Here is a 16,471-nt window from a genome sequence, read left to right as displayed (position 1 = left end):
CGCATCCGCCGAGGCGGCGTCCGGGCCCGGCACATCCCGGCCGAACCGGCGGTGGCCCGGGGGCGGTCAGGCCGCTCCCAGCCACCCGTCGATCAGCGCGGGATGGTCGGTGGTGACCGCGTCGGCGCCCAGGGCCACACAGCGCGCCAGCAGTCGGGGGTCGGCGGCCGGCCAGGCGTCCACCCGCACCCCCTGGGCGTGGCACCGCTCCACCAGCCGGGTCGTCAGCTCCGGTATCAGCTCCGGGCAGACCCAGGTGGCGTTCAGCTCGGCGGCGCGGGCGGGCAGGTCCTCGCCGGGTGTGGCGGTGATCAGCCCCCGTTCCACCCGGGGCAGCAGCCGCGCGGCGCGGTCGAGGATGTCGGCGTGGAAGGAGGTGAGGACCGCGCGCGGGGGCAGCGGGGTGCGCCGGTCCAGCTCGGCCAGGGCCTCGACCGCCTCGGGGGCCTTGATCTCCACCTGCACCAGGCCCGGGAAGGCGTCCAGGACCTCGCTCAGGGTGGGGATCCGCTCTCCCCGGCCCGCGTCGAGTTCCCGCAGTTCGGCCAGGGAGAGCGAGGCGACCTCGCCCGTGCCGTCGGTGGTGCGGTCCACGGTGGCGTCGTGGATCACCACGAGCCGGCCGTCGCGGGAGACCCGTACGTCCAGTTCGACGCCCTCGGCGCCGACCCGGTGGGCGTGGCGGAAGGAGCGCAGGGTGTTCTCCGGCTCGTCCGCCCTGGCGCCCCGGTGGCCGTAGACCAGGGGGCGGGCGGCCGGGGGCGGGGCGGCGGTGGCGGGTGGGGTCACAGGTGCTCCTCGATGGACTGGCGGTGCCGGTCGACGCCCTTGCGCAGCCGTGTGGCCACCTCGGAGAACGCCTGCCGGGCCGGGGTGTTGCCGGTCCAGATCTTCTGGAGTCCGGTGTAGATCTGGACGTTGGCGTTGGGCACCATCATCCGCACCTGGTCGCCCTTGCGGGTGTGCGGCAGTTGTCTGACCGCGGTGGAGAAGTTGGGGTCCTTCTTCAGCAGCCCGGCCAGCGCCGGGGACTTGGTGGCGGCCGGGACGACGGGCAGGTAGCCGGTCTGGACGGTCCACTGGGCCGCGTTCTCCGGCCTGGCCAGGAAGCGTACGAACTCGGCCGCGGCCTGTTTGCGCTCCTTGGGCACCCGCTTGAACATGCCGAGCCCGCCGCCGCCCGTGGTCACGCCGAACTCCTTGTGGCGGGGCAGGAATCCGGTGCCCAGCTCCCAGCCGCCCGCCTTGGCCATCTCGGAGATCTTGCGCAGCCCGCCGGTGGAGGTGATCAGGGTGGCGATCAGCTGGTTGCCCATGTCCCCGGCCGGGTCGGTGGACATGTAGGCGATGCGGTCCTTGTGGACCAGCTTGCGCTGCCACTCCCCGGCCGCGACGGTGGCGTCGTGGTCGATGGTGACGTCCAGGCCGTGGGAGTAGGCGCCGCCCCACTGCCAGGCGGTGCACTGAAACTGCCAGTCCCCGTCGATCTTCTGGTACGCCTCCATCGCGACCCGCTTGCCCTGGGTCCTCAGCCGGGTGATCTCCTTGGCCCAGCCGTACATCTCCTCCCAGGTCTCGGGCGCCCGGTCGGGTACTCCGGCCTTCTTGAAGAGGGTGCGGTTGTAGTAGAAGAGCGGCGTGGAGCGGGCCAGGGGCAGCCACCAGTGGCGTCCCCTGACGCGCCCCTCCCCCAGCAGCCTGGCGTTGTAGGTGGCGCGCAGCTCGCCGGGGTCGATGTACTCGTCCCAGGGCTCGAGCGCGTCGCCGAAGTAGAAGCGGTACCACTTCACGTCGGACAGCACGCACAGGTCGGGCGCCTGGCCGGCCAGCAGCCCGACGACCGCCTTCTGGGCGCACTCGTCGTAGGTGCCCTGGAACTGGACGTCCACGTAGATGTCGCGCTGCTGCCGGTTGAACGTGTCCGCGAGGTCCTGGAGGGCGCGGCCGGGTACGTCGGCGAAGGTGGACCACAGGACGGTGCGGGTGCGCCCCGCGTACCGGTCGGGGACCGAGCCGCCCGGCTGGTTCACCGGCCCGGTGGTGGCGCCGCAGGCGCTCAGCAGCGCGGCGGCCGCGGGCGCCCCGGCGGCGAGGGCGAGGAAGCGCCGGCGGCTGGGGAGGCTGTGGCTCACTTCCCGGCTCCCTGGGTCAGCCCGGCGATGATGTAGCGCTGGGCGATGAAGAAGACGACGAGCACCGGCAGGATCACCATCACGGTGCCGGCCAGGATGGCGCCCCAGTTGGCGTAGGTCTCCTGGTCCCGCAGGAAGAGGAGGCCGACCGGCAGGGTGCGCATGTCGGCGCTGCTGGTCACGATCAGCGGCCAGATGAAGTCGTTCCACTTGGTCACCATGACGACGATCGCGACGGTGATCACCATGGGCCGGGACATGGGCAGCACGACCCGGAAGAGGGTGCGCAGATGGCCGGCCCCGTCGATCCGGGCCGCGTCCATGACTTCCTTGGGGAGAGTCAGCATGTGCTGGCGCAGCAGGAAGGTGCCGAAGACCGACCCCAGGCCCGGGGCGATCAGCCCGGCCCAGGTGTTGACCCAGCCCAGCTGGGCGATGGTCAGGAAGTTGGGCAGCAGGGTGACATGGCCGGGGACCATCATGGCGCCGAGGAGGAAGAGGAACAGCCACTTCTTGCCGGGGAAGGGCAGGAAGACGAAGGCGTACGCGCACAGCAGCGCAGCGCACAGTTCGATGGCGGTGCCGACCACGGAGACCACGAGGGAGTTGAGGAAGAACCGGTCGAAGGGGGCGGCGTTCCAGGCGTCGGAGAAGTTGCTCCAGCGCAGGTCGGTGGGGACCCAGTGGGGCGGGTAGGCGTAGATCTGGGGGTTGGTCTTCAGGGCCGAGGAGGCCAGCCAGTACAGCGGGCCGGCCGCGATGAGCGCGACGAGGACGAGGAGCGCGTACAGGCCCAGGCGCCGGGCCCGGCCGCCGGGGCGGCGGGTGGGCGCCGCCGGGTCGAGGGCGGTCACTGGTAGTGCACCTTTCGCTCGAGGTAGCGGGCCTGTCCCGCGGTGATCAGCAGCAGCACCACGAACATGATCATCGCGCCGGCGGCGGAGCGTCCCGCGTCGAAGGCGCGGAATCCCTGGTCGTAGATGAACCAGCTGAGGGTGGAGGTGGAGGTGCCCGGGCCGCCGCCGGTCATCACGGCCAGCACGTCGAACGCCTGGAAGGTGCTGATGGTGCAGGTCACCAGGAGGAAGAAGGTGACCGGTGAGAGCAGCGGGAGGGTGATCCGGCGCAGTCGTGTCCAGGGGCCGGCGCCGTCCAGGGCGGCGGCCTCGTACACCTCCCGGGGCAGGCCCTGGAGGCCGGCGAGGTAGACCACGGCGACGAATCCGATGTTCTTCCAGAGGTAGACCAGGATCAGGCCGGTCAGCGCCCACTTGGAGTCGGTCGTCATCGCCGGGGCGGTGAGCCCGAGCGGGGCCATCAGCGGGCGTATCAACCCGTAGTTGGGGTCGAACACGAACAGCCAGAGGGTGCCGACGGCGGCCCCGGAGAGCACGTACGGGGCGAAGGTCAGCGTCCGCACCACGTCGCGGCCGCGCAGCCGCTGGTTCAGCAGCAGGGCGGTGGCCAGCCCGAGGACGATGCCGCCGGCCACGATGCCGACGACGAAGACGACGGTGGTCCACAAGGTGGTGCGGAAGTCGGGGTCGGTCAGCAGGTCGGCGTAGTTGCCGAGCCCGACGAAGTCCTTGGCCGGGGAGATCATGTCCCAGTCGGTGAGGCTGAGATAGCCGTTGTAGACCACCGGCCAGTAGGCGAAGAGCAGGAGGAACAGGAAGTTCGGGGCGGCGAAAGCGGCGAAGAGCAAATAGTCGCGCCGTCTGCGCCTGGCACGCAGACGGCGGCCGGCGTCGTCGATGGCAGACAAGGAGAGTGGATCCTTCCGAACTGCGCCCCGAGGGTCCCCTGGGACGTGCTGGTGACAGCCCCAAGGGATACCAACAGAGTTGATGAGAAGGAAACACCTTGTCGTGTTACAACTTGGCCTACTTCACATGTGCGGCTGGCGTTTTCTCACTCCTTCCGTGAACTGATCTCGGGCGGCGAGGGCTCAACTCCCGCTCTCCGCACGCCACGCGGTGTCGTCCGAGCCCCGCCGGGTGGTCCGCACGACATCGCCCGGGCGCCAGGTCTGCAGCACCAGTTCCTCGCCCTCCACCGCGGTGCGCACCACCTCGGTCAGCTCGACGCGGAAGAGGTGGAAGGGCTCCGGCGGGTGGACCGCCTCGGCGTAGCGGGCGAGCGTCTCCCGGTCGGTCACCTCCACCGCGCGCCCGCTGACCCGCACGTCGCCGCCGTCCATCCCGGAGTCGGGGCCGGGGTTGGCGTGCATCGCGAAGCGCGGGTCGCGCCGCAGGTCCAGGGCCTTGCGGGAGTCCGGCATCATGCCGAGCCACAGCTCCCCGAACCGGAAGTCCGCTTCCAGGCCGGTCACGCGCGGGCTGCCGTCCCGGCGCACGGTGGCCAGGACATGGTGCGGATAGCGCTGGAACCGCTCCCGCACCACGGCGGAGAACTCGGGCTCCGCCGCCTCGAAACCGGCCCAACTGGTCGTCGTCGCAGTCGTCATGGGGCCCATGCTCCCTGGATTACCGGACACCTTCTGTCTGGATTGCAGCTCGCGGGCCTGATCCGGGGGCAGATGGGCGGTCCAGCCGGTGCCGGGCAGCCGGAAGGCGACCCAGGTCTGGGCGTAGGCCGGCGGGCGCGGCCGGGAGCGGTGGGTGAGCAGGGCGGTGGGCTCCCGGGCGGAGCGCAGCACGAGCGCCGCCGGTGTGATGGACCGGTTGTTCCCGCTGGTCTGGGCGGAGGCGCAGCCCGCGTGGTACGCGATGGGCAGCGCGCGGTCGCCGACGACCAGGCACGGCGGCCGCAGCCCCAGTCGGCGCAAGCCCTCCGCGGCCGTCCGGTAGTCCCCGTTGACCTTCTCCGACTGGGCCGCCAAGTGGCCGAGCACGACGTGCTGGGAGGCCAGCTGGAGGGTGATGACCACGCCCAGCGCGACCGCCACGGGCTGCGGGGAGCGCGCGGCCTTGACGGTGCGCAGCACCAGCTCGGCGACGGGCAGCGCGAGGAGGGCGTAGGAGGGCATCAGGAAGCGCGGGGCGAAGTAGCCGATCAGCAGCAGATACGGGACGGCGAGCGAGGCGGCGCAGACGGTGGGCAGGACGGTCAGCGCCAGCGGGTGACCGTGGTGCGGGGCGCCGGGGCGGGCCACGCGGTCCCGGCGGTCGCGGCGGTCCCGTACGGCGACGACGATCGCGGCGGCGGTCAGCAGCGGCAGGGCCAGCCACCACACGGTCAGCTCCGGGTGGCGCAGCGGCACCTCGCACGGTCGGCACAGCTGCGGCCCGTTCAGGCTGCGCAGCGCGGCCCCGACGTTGAAGTGCAGCCCCATGCCGCCCTCGACGTCGCTGGAGACCCGCAGCCGGTCCAGGACGCCGCCGAAGCGGGCGTACGCCTCGCCCACCCATTGCGCGGCGCCCAGCACGAGCCCGCCGAGCAGCGCGGGCAGGGCGGGCCGCCAGGCCCGGACGGCGACGGCCGCGCCCAGCAGCGGCAGGGCCAGCCAGCCGCCGTCGGGGGTGCGCACGAGGGTGACGCCCGCGATGACGGCGGCCAGCCACCAGCGGGCGTTGCGCTCGGCGGACGCGCGCAGGAACCAGCCGAGAGCGGCCACCGCGCCGATCGCCACCCACAGGTTCGGCATCACCGACGGTCCGCTGATCTGGGTGATCCACAGTCCGGCGAACAGGAGTGCGGCCAGGGCGACCGTGCCGGGGCCGAGCATCCGGCGCCACACCCGGAAGGCGGCGTACAGGGCGGCGGCGGACAGCACCGCGAGGAGTACCCGCAGCACCGTGACGGAGGAGGTCACCGCGACCACCGGGGCGACCAGCATGCTGATGCCGCGGGAGCGGGGGGCGCTGAAGTACGCGGCCGGGTTGCGCGGGTCGACCTGGGAGACGTACACCGACTCGTCCCAGCCCAGCGCGTGCGCGGTGTGCGGGATGACCACGAGGAGCTGGACGAGGGCGTAGCCGGCGGCCACCAGTCCGAGCCAGGGCGCGTGGCGGCGGGGGCGCGCCGGCTCGAAGGGTTGCGGGCGCGGGCGCGAGGTCGCGGCCGCCGGTGCGGCAGTATTCTCCATGCGCGAACCATATGACGCTTTTATACCTTTTTCTCCGCATTGATCCATCCGGCTCAATACGCAAGGGGTGCCAGGAGCGCAGCGGATCCGTAGGATTTTCATCCCGCATACAGCTCCACCCGGCGGAGAACGGACACGCATATGAAGATGCTGATCAACGTCGCCGAGACCGTGGTCGCCGATGCCCTGCGCGGACTGGCCGCCGCGCATCCCGACTTGACGGTGGACGTCGAGAACCGGGTGATCGTCCGCCGGGATGCCCCGGTCGCCGGAAAGGTGGGGCTGGTCTCGGGCGGCGGATCCGGTCACGAGCCGCTGCACGGGGGGTTTGTCGGCCCCGGGATGCTGGACGCGGCCTGCCCCGGGGAGGTCTTCACCTCCCCCGTGCCCGATCAGATGGCGCGGGCCGCGGCCGCCGTGGACAGCGGCGAGGGGGTCCTGTTCATCGTCAAGAACTACACCGGAGACGTCCTCAACTTCGACATGGCGGCCGAACTCGCCGAGGACGAGGGCGTCCAGGTCGCCAAGGTCCTGGTCAACGATGACGTGGCGGTGACCGACAGCCTCTACACGGCCGGGCGGCGCGGTACCGGGGCCACCCTGTTCGTGGAGAAGATCGCGGGCGCGGCGGCCGAGGAGGGCGCCCCGCTCGACCGGGTGGCGGCGCTCGCCCGGCGGGTCAACGAGTCGTCGCGGAGCTTCGGCGTCGCGCTGAGCGCGTGCACCACCCCCGCCAAGGGCGGCCCGACCTTCGACCTCCCGGCCGGGGAGCTGGAGTTGGGCGTGGGCATCCACGGCGAGCCCGGGCGCGAGCGGCGGTCCATGATGACCTCCCGCGAGATCGCCGACTTCGCGGTGGAAGCGGTGCTGGAGGACCTGCGGACCGACGACCCGGTCCTGGTGCTCGTCAACGGCATGGGCGCGACACCACTGCTGGAGCTGTACGGCTTCGCCGCCGAGGTCCACCGGGTGCTCGGCGAGCGCCGGGTCGCGGTGGCACGTACGCTCGTCGGCAACTACGTCACCTCGCTCGACATGGCGGGCGCTTCGGTGACCCTGTGCCGGGTCGACGAGGAACTGCTGCGGCTGTGGGACGCGCCGGTCCGGACCGCCGGACTGCGCTGGGGCTGTTGACCGGGGCCCGCCCCACCACCGCCGCGCACGCTGTCCCCGTGGTGGCCGTTCGATTTGAGGAGGCGTCTGTGTCCACGTCCGCGTCCAGCAGGGAATCCGCCGGCGAGCCGGTGTTCGACACCGCCTTCTTCCACCGCTGGCTCACCGCGGCGGCCGCGGCGGTGAGCCGCGAGGCCACCAGACTGACCGAGTTGGACTCGGCCATCGGCGACGCCGACCACGGCAGCAACATGCAGCGCGGTTTCGCGGCCGTGACCGCGGCCCTGGAGAAGGAGCCGCCGGGCACGCCCGGGGCCGCGCTCGTCCTGGCCGGGCGTCAGCTGATCTCCAAGGTCGGCGGCGCCTCCGGCCCGCTGTACGGCACGCTGCTGCGGCGGGCCGGCAAGGCGCTCGGCGACGACGAGCGGATCACCGTCCGGCAGCTGGCCGAGGCGCTGCGGACCGGGGTGGACGCGGTGGCCCAGCTCGGCGGGGCGGCGCCCGGTGACAAGACCATGCTGGACGCGCTCGTCCCCGCGGTGGACGCGCTGGCCGCGGACGGCGGGTCCTTCGCCGCGGCGAGCGAGGCCGCGGACAAGGGCGCGCTGGCGACCGTGCCGATGCTCGCCCGCAAGGGCCGGGCCAGCTATCTGGGCGAACGCAGCATCGGCCATCAGGACCCCGGCGCCACCTCGTCGGCCCTGCTGTTCGCGGCCCTGGCGGAGGTGGCGGCGTGAGTCCCGTGAGCGACGACGCGCCGCGTGACGCGGGCGAGGAGAAGCTGGTCGGCGTGGTTCTGGTGTCGCACAGCGCCGCGGTCGCCGAGTCCGTGGCGCGACTGGCCACCGGACTGGCCGGCGGCGGCGCCACCGCTCCGGTCCTCCCCGCCGGCGGCACCCCGGACGGCGGGCTCGGCACCAGCCCCGAGCTGGTCGCCGAGGCCGCCCACGCGGTCGACCGGGGCGCGGGGGTCGCGGTCCTCGTCGACCTGGGCAGCGCCGTGCTGACCGTGAAGGCGCTGCTCGCCGAGGGCGACGAGCTGCCCGAGGGCTCCCGGCTGGTGGACGCGCCCCTGGTGGAGGGCGCGGTGGCGGCGGTCGTCGCCGCCTCGGCCGGGGCGGACGTGGACGCGGTCGCGCGGGCCGCCGAGGAGGCGTACGACTACCGCAAGGTCTGACCCCTGCGGCGGAGCGCCCCCGGGATGGGGAAGACGCCGGTGCCGGCCACGCGCGTCCGGGCTAGTGACAGCGCACCTCCGGGTTGGTTGAATGCGCCGAGCGCTTTCCGGCCGACCCCCTGGAGCGTCCCGTGCAGATGTCGCGTCGTGCCCTGTTGTCGATCGTCCCGGCGGCGTCCCTGTCGGCGGTGGCCGGGCCGTGGCGGGCCCGGGCCGCGGGCCGGCGGGACGCGGTGGCCCCCGGGACCGCGGCGGACCACGCGACGGTGATCGACAACGCCGTGGCGGTCCTGGCCGGCACCGCCGAGTCCAACGCCCGGCCCGAGGTCGCCGCCAAGCTCACGGCCATCGGCCGGACCGCCCGCACCCGGCTGGCCGCCCTGGACAGCGCCGGGCCGGGTGAGTTGTTCAGCGGCGTCCCCCTCGGCACCAGCGACGCGAACCTGACGACGTCCTTCCAGTACCTCTACGAGATCGCCCTCGCCACCCGCGCCCCCGGTGGCGCGGCCCCGGGCCCGGGCGACGACACGGCCGTGCGGCGACGGGTCATCGACGGCCTGGTGCGGCTCCACGACGACTACTACGGCGACCAGGAGAAGGGCTACTACGGCAACTGGTTCAACTGGGAGATCGGCATCTCCACCCACCTGACCCGCACCCTGGTGCTGCTGAAGGACGAACTCGCCGCGTACCGCCCCGACCTGACCGCCACCTGCGTCGCCTCGATGGACGCCTACCTCCGCAACGGCAAGGACGGCGACGTCGACCTCGACTCCCGCTTCCACACCGGCGCCAACCTCGCCGACATCACGACCAACCGCGTCCTCCAGGGCGCCGTACTGGGTGACGAGGCCCGCATCGGCAAGGCCGTCGCCGACCAGCTGACCGTCCTCGCCACCATCGACCCGTACCAGCCACGGCACCACGTCACCGACGGCTTCTACGCCGACGGCTCGTTCATCCAGCACGCCTCCGTGGCGTACACCGGCTCCTACGGCAAGGGCCTGCTCACCCGCGTCGTCCAGACCGTCAAGCTCCTTCAGGGCACGGCCTACCCGCAAGGCGGGGACCTCGTCGGCACCGCGCGGGACTGGGTGGTGCGCGGCTTCGCCCCGCTCGTCTTCGAGGGGTGGATGATGGAGATCGTCAAGGGCCGCGGGGTGTCCCGGACCACCACGGGCTACGCCGATGTCGCGGAGCTGGTCGAGGCCGTCGTCGACCTCTCCGCACACATGGCCGAGGCCGACGCCACCGCTCTCCAGGGCTACGTCAAGTTCGTACGAGAGACCTCCAGGGCCGCCCCCGACCCGGCGCGCTTCGTCTCCCCCCTGAGCGTGGCCCGCTACGCCGACATCCTCGCCGACACCCGGATCCCGGCCGAGGACCTCAATCCGCCGGAGCGGCACGTCGCGTTCAACGCGATGGACAAGACCGTCCACCGGCGCCCCGGCTTCGCCTTCGCCCTGGCCCGCAGCTCGCCGAGGATCAGCAAGTACGAGTACATGAACGGCGAGAACCTGATGCCGTGGTTCCAGGGCGACGGCGCGCACTACCTCTATCTCTCCGGCCAGGACCAGACCCAGGCCTACGGCGTCGACTACTTCGCCACCGTCCCGCCCTACCGCCTCGCCGGAGTCACCGCCCCCGTGGAGACCCGCCGCACGGTCCCCGAGCTGTACGGCGGCCTGTGGTACGACAACCCGGAGCGCGGCTTCACCTCCTCCTCCGAGTCGCAGAACACCTACGTCTACTTCCCCCGCGGTGCGGGCGGACTCTCCGGCGGCGCCCGCCTCGGCGCGTACGGCACGGCCGGGCTGGTGCAGGCCGACGACGCCGCGTACGCCGCCAAGCGGGCCGGCGCCCTGCCGGACGACTTCGTCGCCTACCGCAACGCCCGCGCCACCAAGTCCTGGTTCATGCTCGACGACGAGATCGTCGTGCTCGCGGCGGGGGTGGGCGACCCGGCGGGACGCGCGGTGACGACGACCGTCGACAGCCGCGTCGCCCCGCCCTCGAACGCCATCGCCCTCACCGGGCGGCTGCGCGACGGCACCCCGTGGTCCGGCACCGGGACCGCCCCGCTGGCCTGGCTGCGCTACGACGACGCGACCCAGGGCACCGCGGTCGGCTATGTGTTCCTGGCCGGACGGCGGCCCACCGTCGCGCTCGACACGGTCACCCGCAGCCGCCGCGCCGTCCGCCTGTCCAACCCCGACACCCCGGTGACCAGACAGGTCTTCTCCGTGTCCGTCGAGCAACCGGCCGGCGCGCCGCCCGATTCGATGGCCTACGCCCTCGTCCCCCACGCCTCCGAGCGGCAGCTGACGACGTACGCCCACGGGCCGGTGTCCGTCCTGGCCAACACCGCGCGGGTCCAGGCGGTGCGGCACCGGGGGCTCGGCCTCACCGCCGTGAACACCTTCGCCCCCGGCACCCATCGCGCCGGCCCCCTGTGGATCGACGGCCCCGCCTCGGTGATCCTCCGCGAGACGCCGGGCGGCGCCGTGTCCCTCGCGGTGTCCGACCCGACGACCGAGCGCGACACGGTCTCGGTCGTGATCCGGGGCCGCGCCCTGCGCGCCGAGACGGCGGACGAGGCCGTGCGCGTCGACCGCGTCCCCGGCGGCACCCGGCTGCGCGTCACCACCCGCCACGCCTACGGCCGCAGCTTCACGGCGACGCTGCGCGGGCGCTGACCCGGAGCGGGCGCCCCGCCGTCCGGACACCTCGCGAGCCGTCACTGCTGGGGGTTGCCCCGGGCCCTGATCGCCGGCGAGAGGTCGAAGACGCTGATCACATGGCTGATCCTGCCGTCCTCGACGGTGATGTAGTCCATGCCCCGGAAGTCCTTCGCGAAGGGCGTCTCGGTGGTGTAGACGGTCGCCGCGTGGCTGTCGTCACCCAGCACGTCGATGACGCTGCCGCTGATGAGGCTGGACGCGAACGGCTCCAGGAACCGGCGGTAGCGGTCCAGCCCCTCGAAGCGGCCGCTCGGGGCCTCGCACACGATGTCGTCGGCCAGGAAGCCCAGAGCCTTCTCGACGTCGCGGCCGAGCCAGGCGCGGAGGAACTCGTCGGCGATCTTCTGGGCGGAGCCGCTGGTGGCAGTCATGGGGAGTCTTCCTTTCGGGAATCCGGGCCGCCGGAATCACGGCCCGGCTGGTTCGTGCCCCATCATGAACAGCGATACATGACACCTGGCGTCATGTATTAATTCTCATCGGGCGGCGTCATCGGGCGGGGCGTAGAGGGAGATGGTCTCCCGGGCCCGGCGCACCAGGGCCTCCCGCAGTTCCGCGGGCTCCACCACCTCCACCGCCGGTCCGAAGGCCAGCAGTTGTTCGGCCGCACGCAGCGCGGGGAAGCCCAACTCCAGCTCCACCGGCGCCCCTTCGTCCCCCGCCCCCGCTTCGGCCTCCTCCGGCGCCACGGCCTCCTCGAGCGCGGGCGCGGGGACGGCGAGATTCGCCTCGTGGTAGCGCAGGAACCGGGCCAGCGCCGACCGCCGCACCCGCACGACCACCCGCACCGAAGCCGGAATCCGGTCGATGCCCTCCCGCAGCACCTCCCACACGTCCGCCAGCTCCACCGCGCCCCGGCGGCGCACCGGCTCCTCGACCACCGACGCCGACAGCATCCGGTCCGAGCGGAACATCATCGGCCGCCCCCGGTGGTCCGCCACCAGGTACCAGGCCCCGGCCTTGCTCACCAGCCCGTACGGATCGAGCGTGTACGAGCGCACCTGGCGGTCCCGGCCGTGCCGATAGCGCAGCCGCAGCCGCCGGTCGTTGAACACCGCCGCCTGGAGCACCCCGAGGTCCACGGCCGAAGGACGCGGGGTGCCGCGCCAGCGCACCGGATCGATCAGGATCCGCCGGCTGGCCAGGTCGGCGTCCCCGCGGAACGGCGCGGGCACCGCGGCCATCACCTTGCGCAGCGCCGAACCGATCGCCCGCCCCAGCCCCAGATCCGCATGCGCCTGCTCGGTGACCAGGACGAACAGCGCCCGAGCCTCGTCGGCGGTCAGGCCGGACACATCCGTGCGGTATCCCGGCAACAGCCTGATCCCGCCGTTGCGCCCCCGCTCCGCGTACACCGGCACCCCGGCCGCCGACAGCGCCTCCACATCCCGGAAGATCGTCCGTACCGACACCTCCAGGCGCTGCGCCAGCTCGCTCGCGGGCACCTGCCCATGGGTCTGGAGCAACAACAGGATGGAGAGCAACCGGTCCGACTTCATACGATCAAGGATCGCGCACCGCCGCCCGGCCAACGCCCGGCCGCCGGACGCCCCCGGTCCGCCGGCCCCGCCCCGGCCGGCCGCTGGCCGGGGCACGTGCATGGGGGCCGCGCGCACACCCGGGCCCCGAACTGTGGTGTCCCGCCACATGGGCTCCTGACCTGCGTGTTTCTACGGTGTGCCGACACCTACCCGTCCCCACCGGTCCACGAGGAAGTGGCGCACATGGCATCCGGAACCACCGCTCCAGCACCCCCGGCCAATCTCCCGCGCATCGTCGCCGCGAGCCTCATCGGGACCACCATCGAGTGGTACGACTTCTTCCTGTACGGATCGGCCGCCGCGCTGGTCTTCAACAAGCTCTTCTTCCCGGACTCCGATCCGCTGGTCGGCACGCTGCTGTCCTTCCTGACGTACGCGGTCGGCTTCGCCGCGCGACCCATCGGCGCCCTGGTGTTCGGGCACTACGGCGACCGGCTGGGCCGCAAGAAGCTGCTGGTGCTCAGCCTGCTGCTGATGGGCGGCGCGACCTGCGCGATCGGGCTGCTGCCGACCCATGCCACGGTCGGCTCGGCGGCGCCCGTACTGCTGACCCTGCTGCGCCTGGTGCAGGGCTTCGCGCTCGGCGGCGAGTGGGGCGGGGCGGTGTTGCTGGTGTCGGAGCACGGGGACGCGCGGCGGCGCGGCTTCTGGGCCTCGTGGCCGCAGACCGGCGCCCCGGCCGGCCAGCTGCTGGCCACCGGCGTGCTGTCGGCGCTGACCGCCTGGCTGTCCGACGACGCCTTCCAGTCCTGGGGCTGGCGGGTGCCGTTCCTGCTCTCGGGTCTGCTGGTGCTGATCGGCCTGTGGATCCGGCTGTCCGTCGACGAGTCACCGGTCTTCAAGGACGCCCTGGCGCGGGCCGAGGCCCGCAAGGCGGAGGCCGCGTCGTCGGCCGACCTGGCGGAGAAGCTGCCGTTGGTGGCCGTGCTGCGCCACCATTGGCGGGATGTGCTGGTCGCGATGGGCGCCCGGATGGCGGAGAACATCAGCTACTACGTGATCACGGCCTTCGTCCTGGTGTACGCGACCTCCGACCATGTGGGCCTGGGCAAGCAGACCGCGCTCAACGCGGTGCTGATCGCCTCCGCCGTGCACTTCGCCGTCATCCCCGCCTGGGGCGCGCTGTCGGACCGTATCGGACGGCGCCCGGTGTATCTGCTGGGCGCCGCCGGCGTGGGCGCGTGGGCCTTCCCCTTCTTCGCCCTCATCGACACCCGGGACTTCGGCGCGCTGGTGCTGGCGGTCACGGTCGGACTGGTCTTCCACGGCGCGATGTACGCCCCGCAGGCGGCCTTCTTCTCGGAGATGTTCGCGACCCGCATGCGCTACTCGGGCGCCTCGATCGGCGCCCAGTTCGCGTCGGTCGCGGCCGGCGCCCCCGCCCCGCTGATCGCCACCGCGCTGCTGGCCGACTACGACAGCTCGGCGCCGATCGCGCTGTACGTCATCGCGGCGGCGCTGCTCACCCTGGTGGCGGTCGGCGCCGCCAAGGAGACCCGGGACCGGGACCTGGCCGGGATCGACCCGTCATCGGCTCCGCTGCCCGAGGCGACCCCGCAGAACGCGAGCGAGCCGGGCACGGCCCCCCGGTCGGTCTAGGCCCAGCGGCGCGAGGGAGGGGCCGGGTGGGAGATCCACCCGGCCCCTGTCATCTCATCCTTCTGCCGACCCCTCTCCTCGTGCCCTTCCAGCGCCTTCTAGCGGGCGATCGCCGACGCCAGCCGGTGCAGCCGCAGCGCCAGCTGCACCTCCAGGGCGCGGGACGGCGACTGCCAGTCGGGGCCGAGCAGCCGCCCCACCCGCTCCAGCCGCTGCGCCACCGTGTTGACGTGGACGTGCAGTTCGTCCTTGGTGCGGGCCGGGCTCATGCCGCTCGCGAAGTACGCGTCGAGGGTGCGCACCAGATCCGTACCGCGCCGTGCGTCGTAGTCGACCACCGCGCCGATGGTGCGCGCTATGAACCCCTCCACCCGGGCGGCGTCCCCCGCGCCGTCGCGGGCGCCGCCCAGCAGCAGGCCGAGGAAGCCGAAGTCCTCGGCCGCGGCGCCCTGGCCGCCGCGGCCCAGCACCCGCAGCGCCTCCAGACAGCGCCGCGCCTCCGCGTACGCCGAGGCCACCTCGCCGGGGCGGGCGGCGGGCGCGGACACCGGCGCGGAGGCGCCGACGGTGACCGCCGCCCGCACGGCGGTGCCGAGCTGGCAGGCGGTCCGGCGGGCGAGGGAGTCGGCCCCCTCGCCGTCGGCCAGGGGCAGCAGCAGGACGGTGCCGCCGTCGCGGGCGGCGGCCAGGCCGTGGCGGGTGGCCGCCAGATGGGAGGCGGCGGCCCACAGGCGCTGCCGGCCGGCCGCCTCGTCCGCCCCCTCCGCCCGGTGCGCGCGGCCCGTCCGGTCGGGCTCGTCCGTCTCCTCCGGCGGCGGCCCGGCGGCCGGGCCGGGCGCCCCGCCGGAAGCCGCGCCGCGCGGGTCGATCCCGGCGTCGAGCACCACGTGGGGGGCGTCCAGGTCCGCCCGCAGCCGGGCGGCCCGCTCGCGCAGCAGGCGCGGCTCGCGGTCGGGGGCGTCCAGCAGGTCGTCCAGCAGCTCGCCCCGTACGCGCTGTTCGGCCTCGTCCGCCGAGCGCCGGGCCAGCAGCAGCAGCGAGGTCACCATGGCGGCCCGCTCCAGGGTGCGCTGGTCCACCGGGTCGAGGCGGGGGTGGCCGCGCAGCACGAGGGCGCCGAGCAGCTCGCCGCCCGCGGAGACGGCGGCGATCCAGTCCTCGCCGTGGCGTACCGCGTGGCCGCCGGCCCGGGAGCGGTCCACGGCCGCCGCGGGCGCCGTGTGAGCCTCGGTGAACTCCACCGTCCCGCTGAGCACCTCGGCCACGGCGGCCGCCACGTCGTGCACCCCGCCGCCGCGCAGCACCAGTTCGGTCAGCCGGTCGTGCACCTCCGAGGCGCGTTCGATGACCTCGCTGCGGTCGCGGATGATCTCGTTGGCGGCTTCCAGCTCGGCGAGCGCCGAGCGGGTCTCGGCCAGCAGGTTGGCCGTGTCGATGGCGACGGCGGCGTGGGCGGCGAAGGAGCCGAGCAGGGCGACCTGTTCGCGCTCGAAGACCCGGGGGCGGCGGTCGGCGGCGAACAGCACGCCGATGACGCCGCTGCCCAGCATCAGGGGAACGCCGAGGATGGCCGCGAGGCCCTCGTCCTTGACGCCGGAGTCGATGGTCCGGGTGTGCTGGAACCGCTCGTCGTCGAAGTAGCTCTCGGTCACGTACGGGCGCGCGGTCTGGGCGACCAGCCCGCCGAGGCCCTCCCCCATGCCGAGCCGCAGCTGCTGGAAGCGGGCCGACACCGATCCGTCGGTGACCCGCATGTAGGTGTCCCCGGCCTGGGGGTCGTTGAGGGTCAGATACGCCACCTCGGTGCCGAGCAGCGAGCGGGCGCGCTGCACGATGGCCTGCAGCACCGCGTCCAGGTCGCGCAGCCCCGCCAGGTCGTGGGCGGTCTCGAAGAGCGCGGACAGCTCGGCCTCGCGGCGCCGGCGCCCCTCCAGCTCGCCGCGTACGCGCAGGGCCAGCAGCTTGGCGCGCTCCAGGGCGGCGAGCCGGGCGGCCGACGCCCCCTCGGCGCGGGCGCGCAGCACCGGACGCTCGTACGCCTCGGCGGGCGCGCCGCGGGCGAGCAGTTCCAGGTACGGGGTCTCCGGCTGATCATCGGGCATGGTCACAGGGATACCCTC

At 73.3% G+C, this 16,471-nt stretch carries 13 protein-coding genes; 5 read left to right on the top strand and 8 right to left on the bottom strand.

What is annotated here, in order from left to right; translation table 11 throughout:
- Positions 1–66: 66 nt before the first annotated feature.
- The 5 genes from ABFY07_RS19515 to ABFY07_RS19495 form a co-directional block, all read right to left on the bottom strand.
- Positions 67–789 carry a glycerophosphodiester phosphodiesterase gene (locus ABFY07_RS19515; protein ID WP_346175712.1) on the bottom strand — a complete coding sequence of 241 codons (723 nt, stop codon included), beginning with the start codon at positions 787–789 and terminating at the stop codon, positions 67–69.
- Positions 786–2,132: an ABC transporter substrate-binding protein gene (locus ABFY07_RS19510; RefSeq protein ID WP_346175711.1), complete on the bottom strand. Its 1,347-nt coding sequence runs from the start codon at positions 2,130–2,132 to the stop codon at positions 786–788. The genes ABFY07_RS19515 and ABFY07_RS19510 overlap by 4 nt, the downstream gene beginning before the upstream one ends.
- The gene (locus ABFY07_RS19505; protein WP_065967514.1) at positions 2,129–2,986 is read right to left on the bottom strand and encodes a carbohydrate ABC transporter permease; all 858 of its coding nucleotides are present in this window, start codon (positions 2,984–2,986) and stop codon (positions 2,129–2,131) included. Before ABFY07_RS19505 ends, ABFY07_RS19510 begins: the two co-directional genes overlap by 4 nt.
- Positions 2,983–3,897: a carbohydrate ABC transporter permease gene (locus tag ABFY07_RS19500; protein ID WP_346175710.1), complete on the bottom strand. Its 915-nt coding sequence runs from the start codon at positions 3,895–3,897 to the stop codon at positions 2,983–2,985. The genes ABFY07_RS19505 and ABFY07_RS19500 overlap by 4 nt, the downstream gene beginning before the upstream one ends.
- A 183-nt stretch (positions 3,898–4,080) precedes the next feature.
- Entirely contained in the window at positions 4,081–6,180 is a 2,100-nt protein-coding gene (locus ABFY07_RS19495; RefSeq protein WP_346175709.1) for a pyridoxamine 5'-phosphate oxidase family protein, read from the bottom strand.
- 141 nt (positions 6,181–6,321) lie between these two features.
- On the opposite strand from ABFY07_RS19495, the gene dhaK reads away from it, so the two are divergent.
- The 4 genes from dhaK (at position 6,322) to ABFY07_RS19475 (ending at position 11,166) form a co-directional block, all read left to right on the top strand.
- Entirely contained in the window at positions 6,322–7,314 is a 993-nt protein-coding gene (dhaK, locus tag ABFY07_RS19490; RefSeq protein ID WP_346175708.1) for a dihydroxyacetone kinase subunit DhaK, read from the top strand.
- A 110-nt stretch (positions 7,315–7,424) separates the two neighbouring features.
- Complete coding sequence (gene dhaL, locus ABFY07_RS19485) at positions 7,425–8,030, top strand: dihydroxyacetone kinase subunit DhaL (RefSeq protein ID WP_346175797.1); 606 nt, start codon at positions 7,425–7,427, stop codon at positions 8,028–8,030.
- On the top strand, positions 8,027–8,470 hold the full coding sequence (locus ABFY07_RS19480) for a PTS-dependent dihydroxyacetone kinase phosphotransferase subunit DhaM (RefSeq protein ID WP_425428877.1): 444 nt from the start codon (positions 8,027–8,029) through the stop codon (positions 8,468–8,470). The genes dhaL and ABFY07_RS19480 overlap by 4 nt, the downstream gene beginning before the upstream one ends.
- Before the next feature lie 131 nt (positions 8,471–8,601).
- Positions 8,602–11,166, top strand: a complete 2,565-nt coding sequence (locus ABFY07_RS19475) for a polysaccharide lyase family 8 super-sandwich domain-containing protein (RefSeq protein ID WP_346175707.1) — start codon at positions 8,602–8,604, stop codon at positions 11,164–11,166.
- A 41-nt stretch (positions 11,167–11,207) separates the two neighbouring features.
- Here the strand turns inward: ABFY07_RS19475 and ABFY07_RS19470 are convergent, their stop codons facing one another.
- Both ABFY07_RS19470 and ABFY07_RS19465 read right to left on the bottom strand, forming a co-directional pair.
- Positions 11,208–11,582: a nuclear transport factor 2 family protein gene (locus tag ABFY07_RS19470; RefSeq protein WP_346175706.1), complete on the bottom strand. Its 375-nt coding sequence runs from the start codon at positions 11,580–11,582 to the stop codon at positions 11,208–11,210.
- A 105-nt stretch (positions 11,583–11,687) separates the two neighbouring features.
- Positions 11,688–12,710 carry a helix-turn-helix transcriptional regulator gene (locus ABFY07_RS19465; protein ID WP_346175705.1) on the bottom strand — a complete coding sequence of 341 codons (1,023 nt, stop codon included), beginning with the start codon at positions 12,708–12,710 and terminating at the stop codon, positions 11,688–11,690.
- A 225-nt stretch (positions 12,711–12,935) separates the two neighbouring features.
- Between ABFY07_RS19465 and ABFY07_RS19460 the strand changes: the two genes are divergently transcribed.
- Entirely contained in the window at positions 12,936–14,351 is a 1,416-nt protein-coding gene (locus tag ABFY07_RS19460; protein ID WP_346175704.1) for an MFS transporter, read from the top strand.
- A gap of 98 nt (positions 14,352–14,449) precedes the next feature.
- Here ABFY07_RS19460 and ABFY07_RS19455 read toward each other — a convergent pair whose 3' ends face one another.
- Positions 14,450–16,453: a helix-turn-helix domain-containing protein gene (locus tag ABFY07_RS19455; RefSeq protein ID WP_346175703.1), complete on the bottom strand. Its 2,004-nt coding sequence runs from the start codon at positions 16,451–16,453 to the stop codon at positions 14,450–14,452.
- Positions 16,454–16,471: the final 18 nt, after the last annotated feature.

The organism is Streptomyces sparsogenes subsp. cuspidosporus (genome assembly GCF_039532705.1).
GTDB lineage: Bacteria > Actinomycetota > Actinomycetes > Streptomycetales > Streptomycetaceae > Streptomyces > Streptomyces sparsogenes.
Note: the sequence above shows the minus strand (reverse complement) of the source record. Positions and strands in the feature narration are given on the sequence as shown.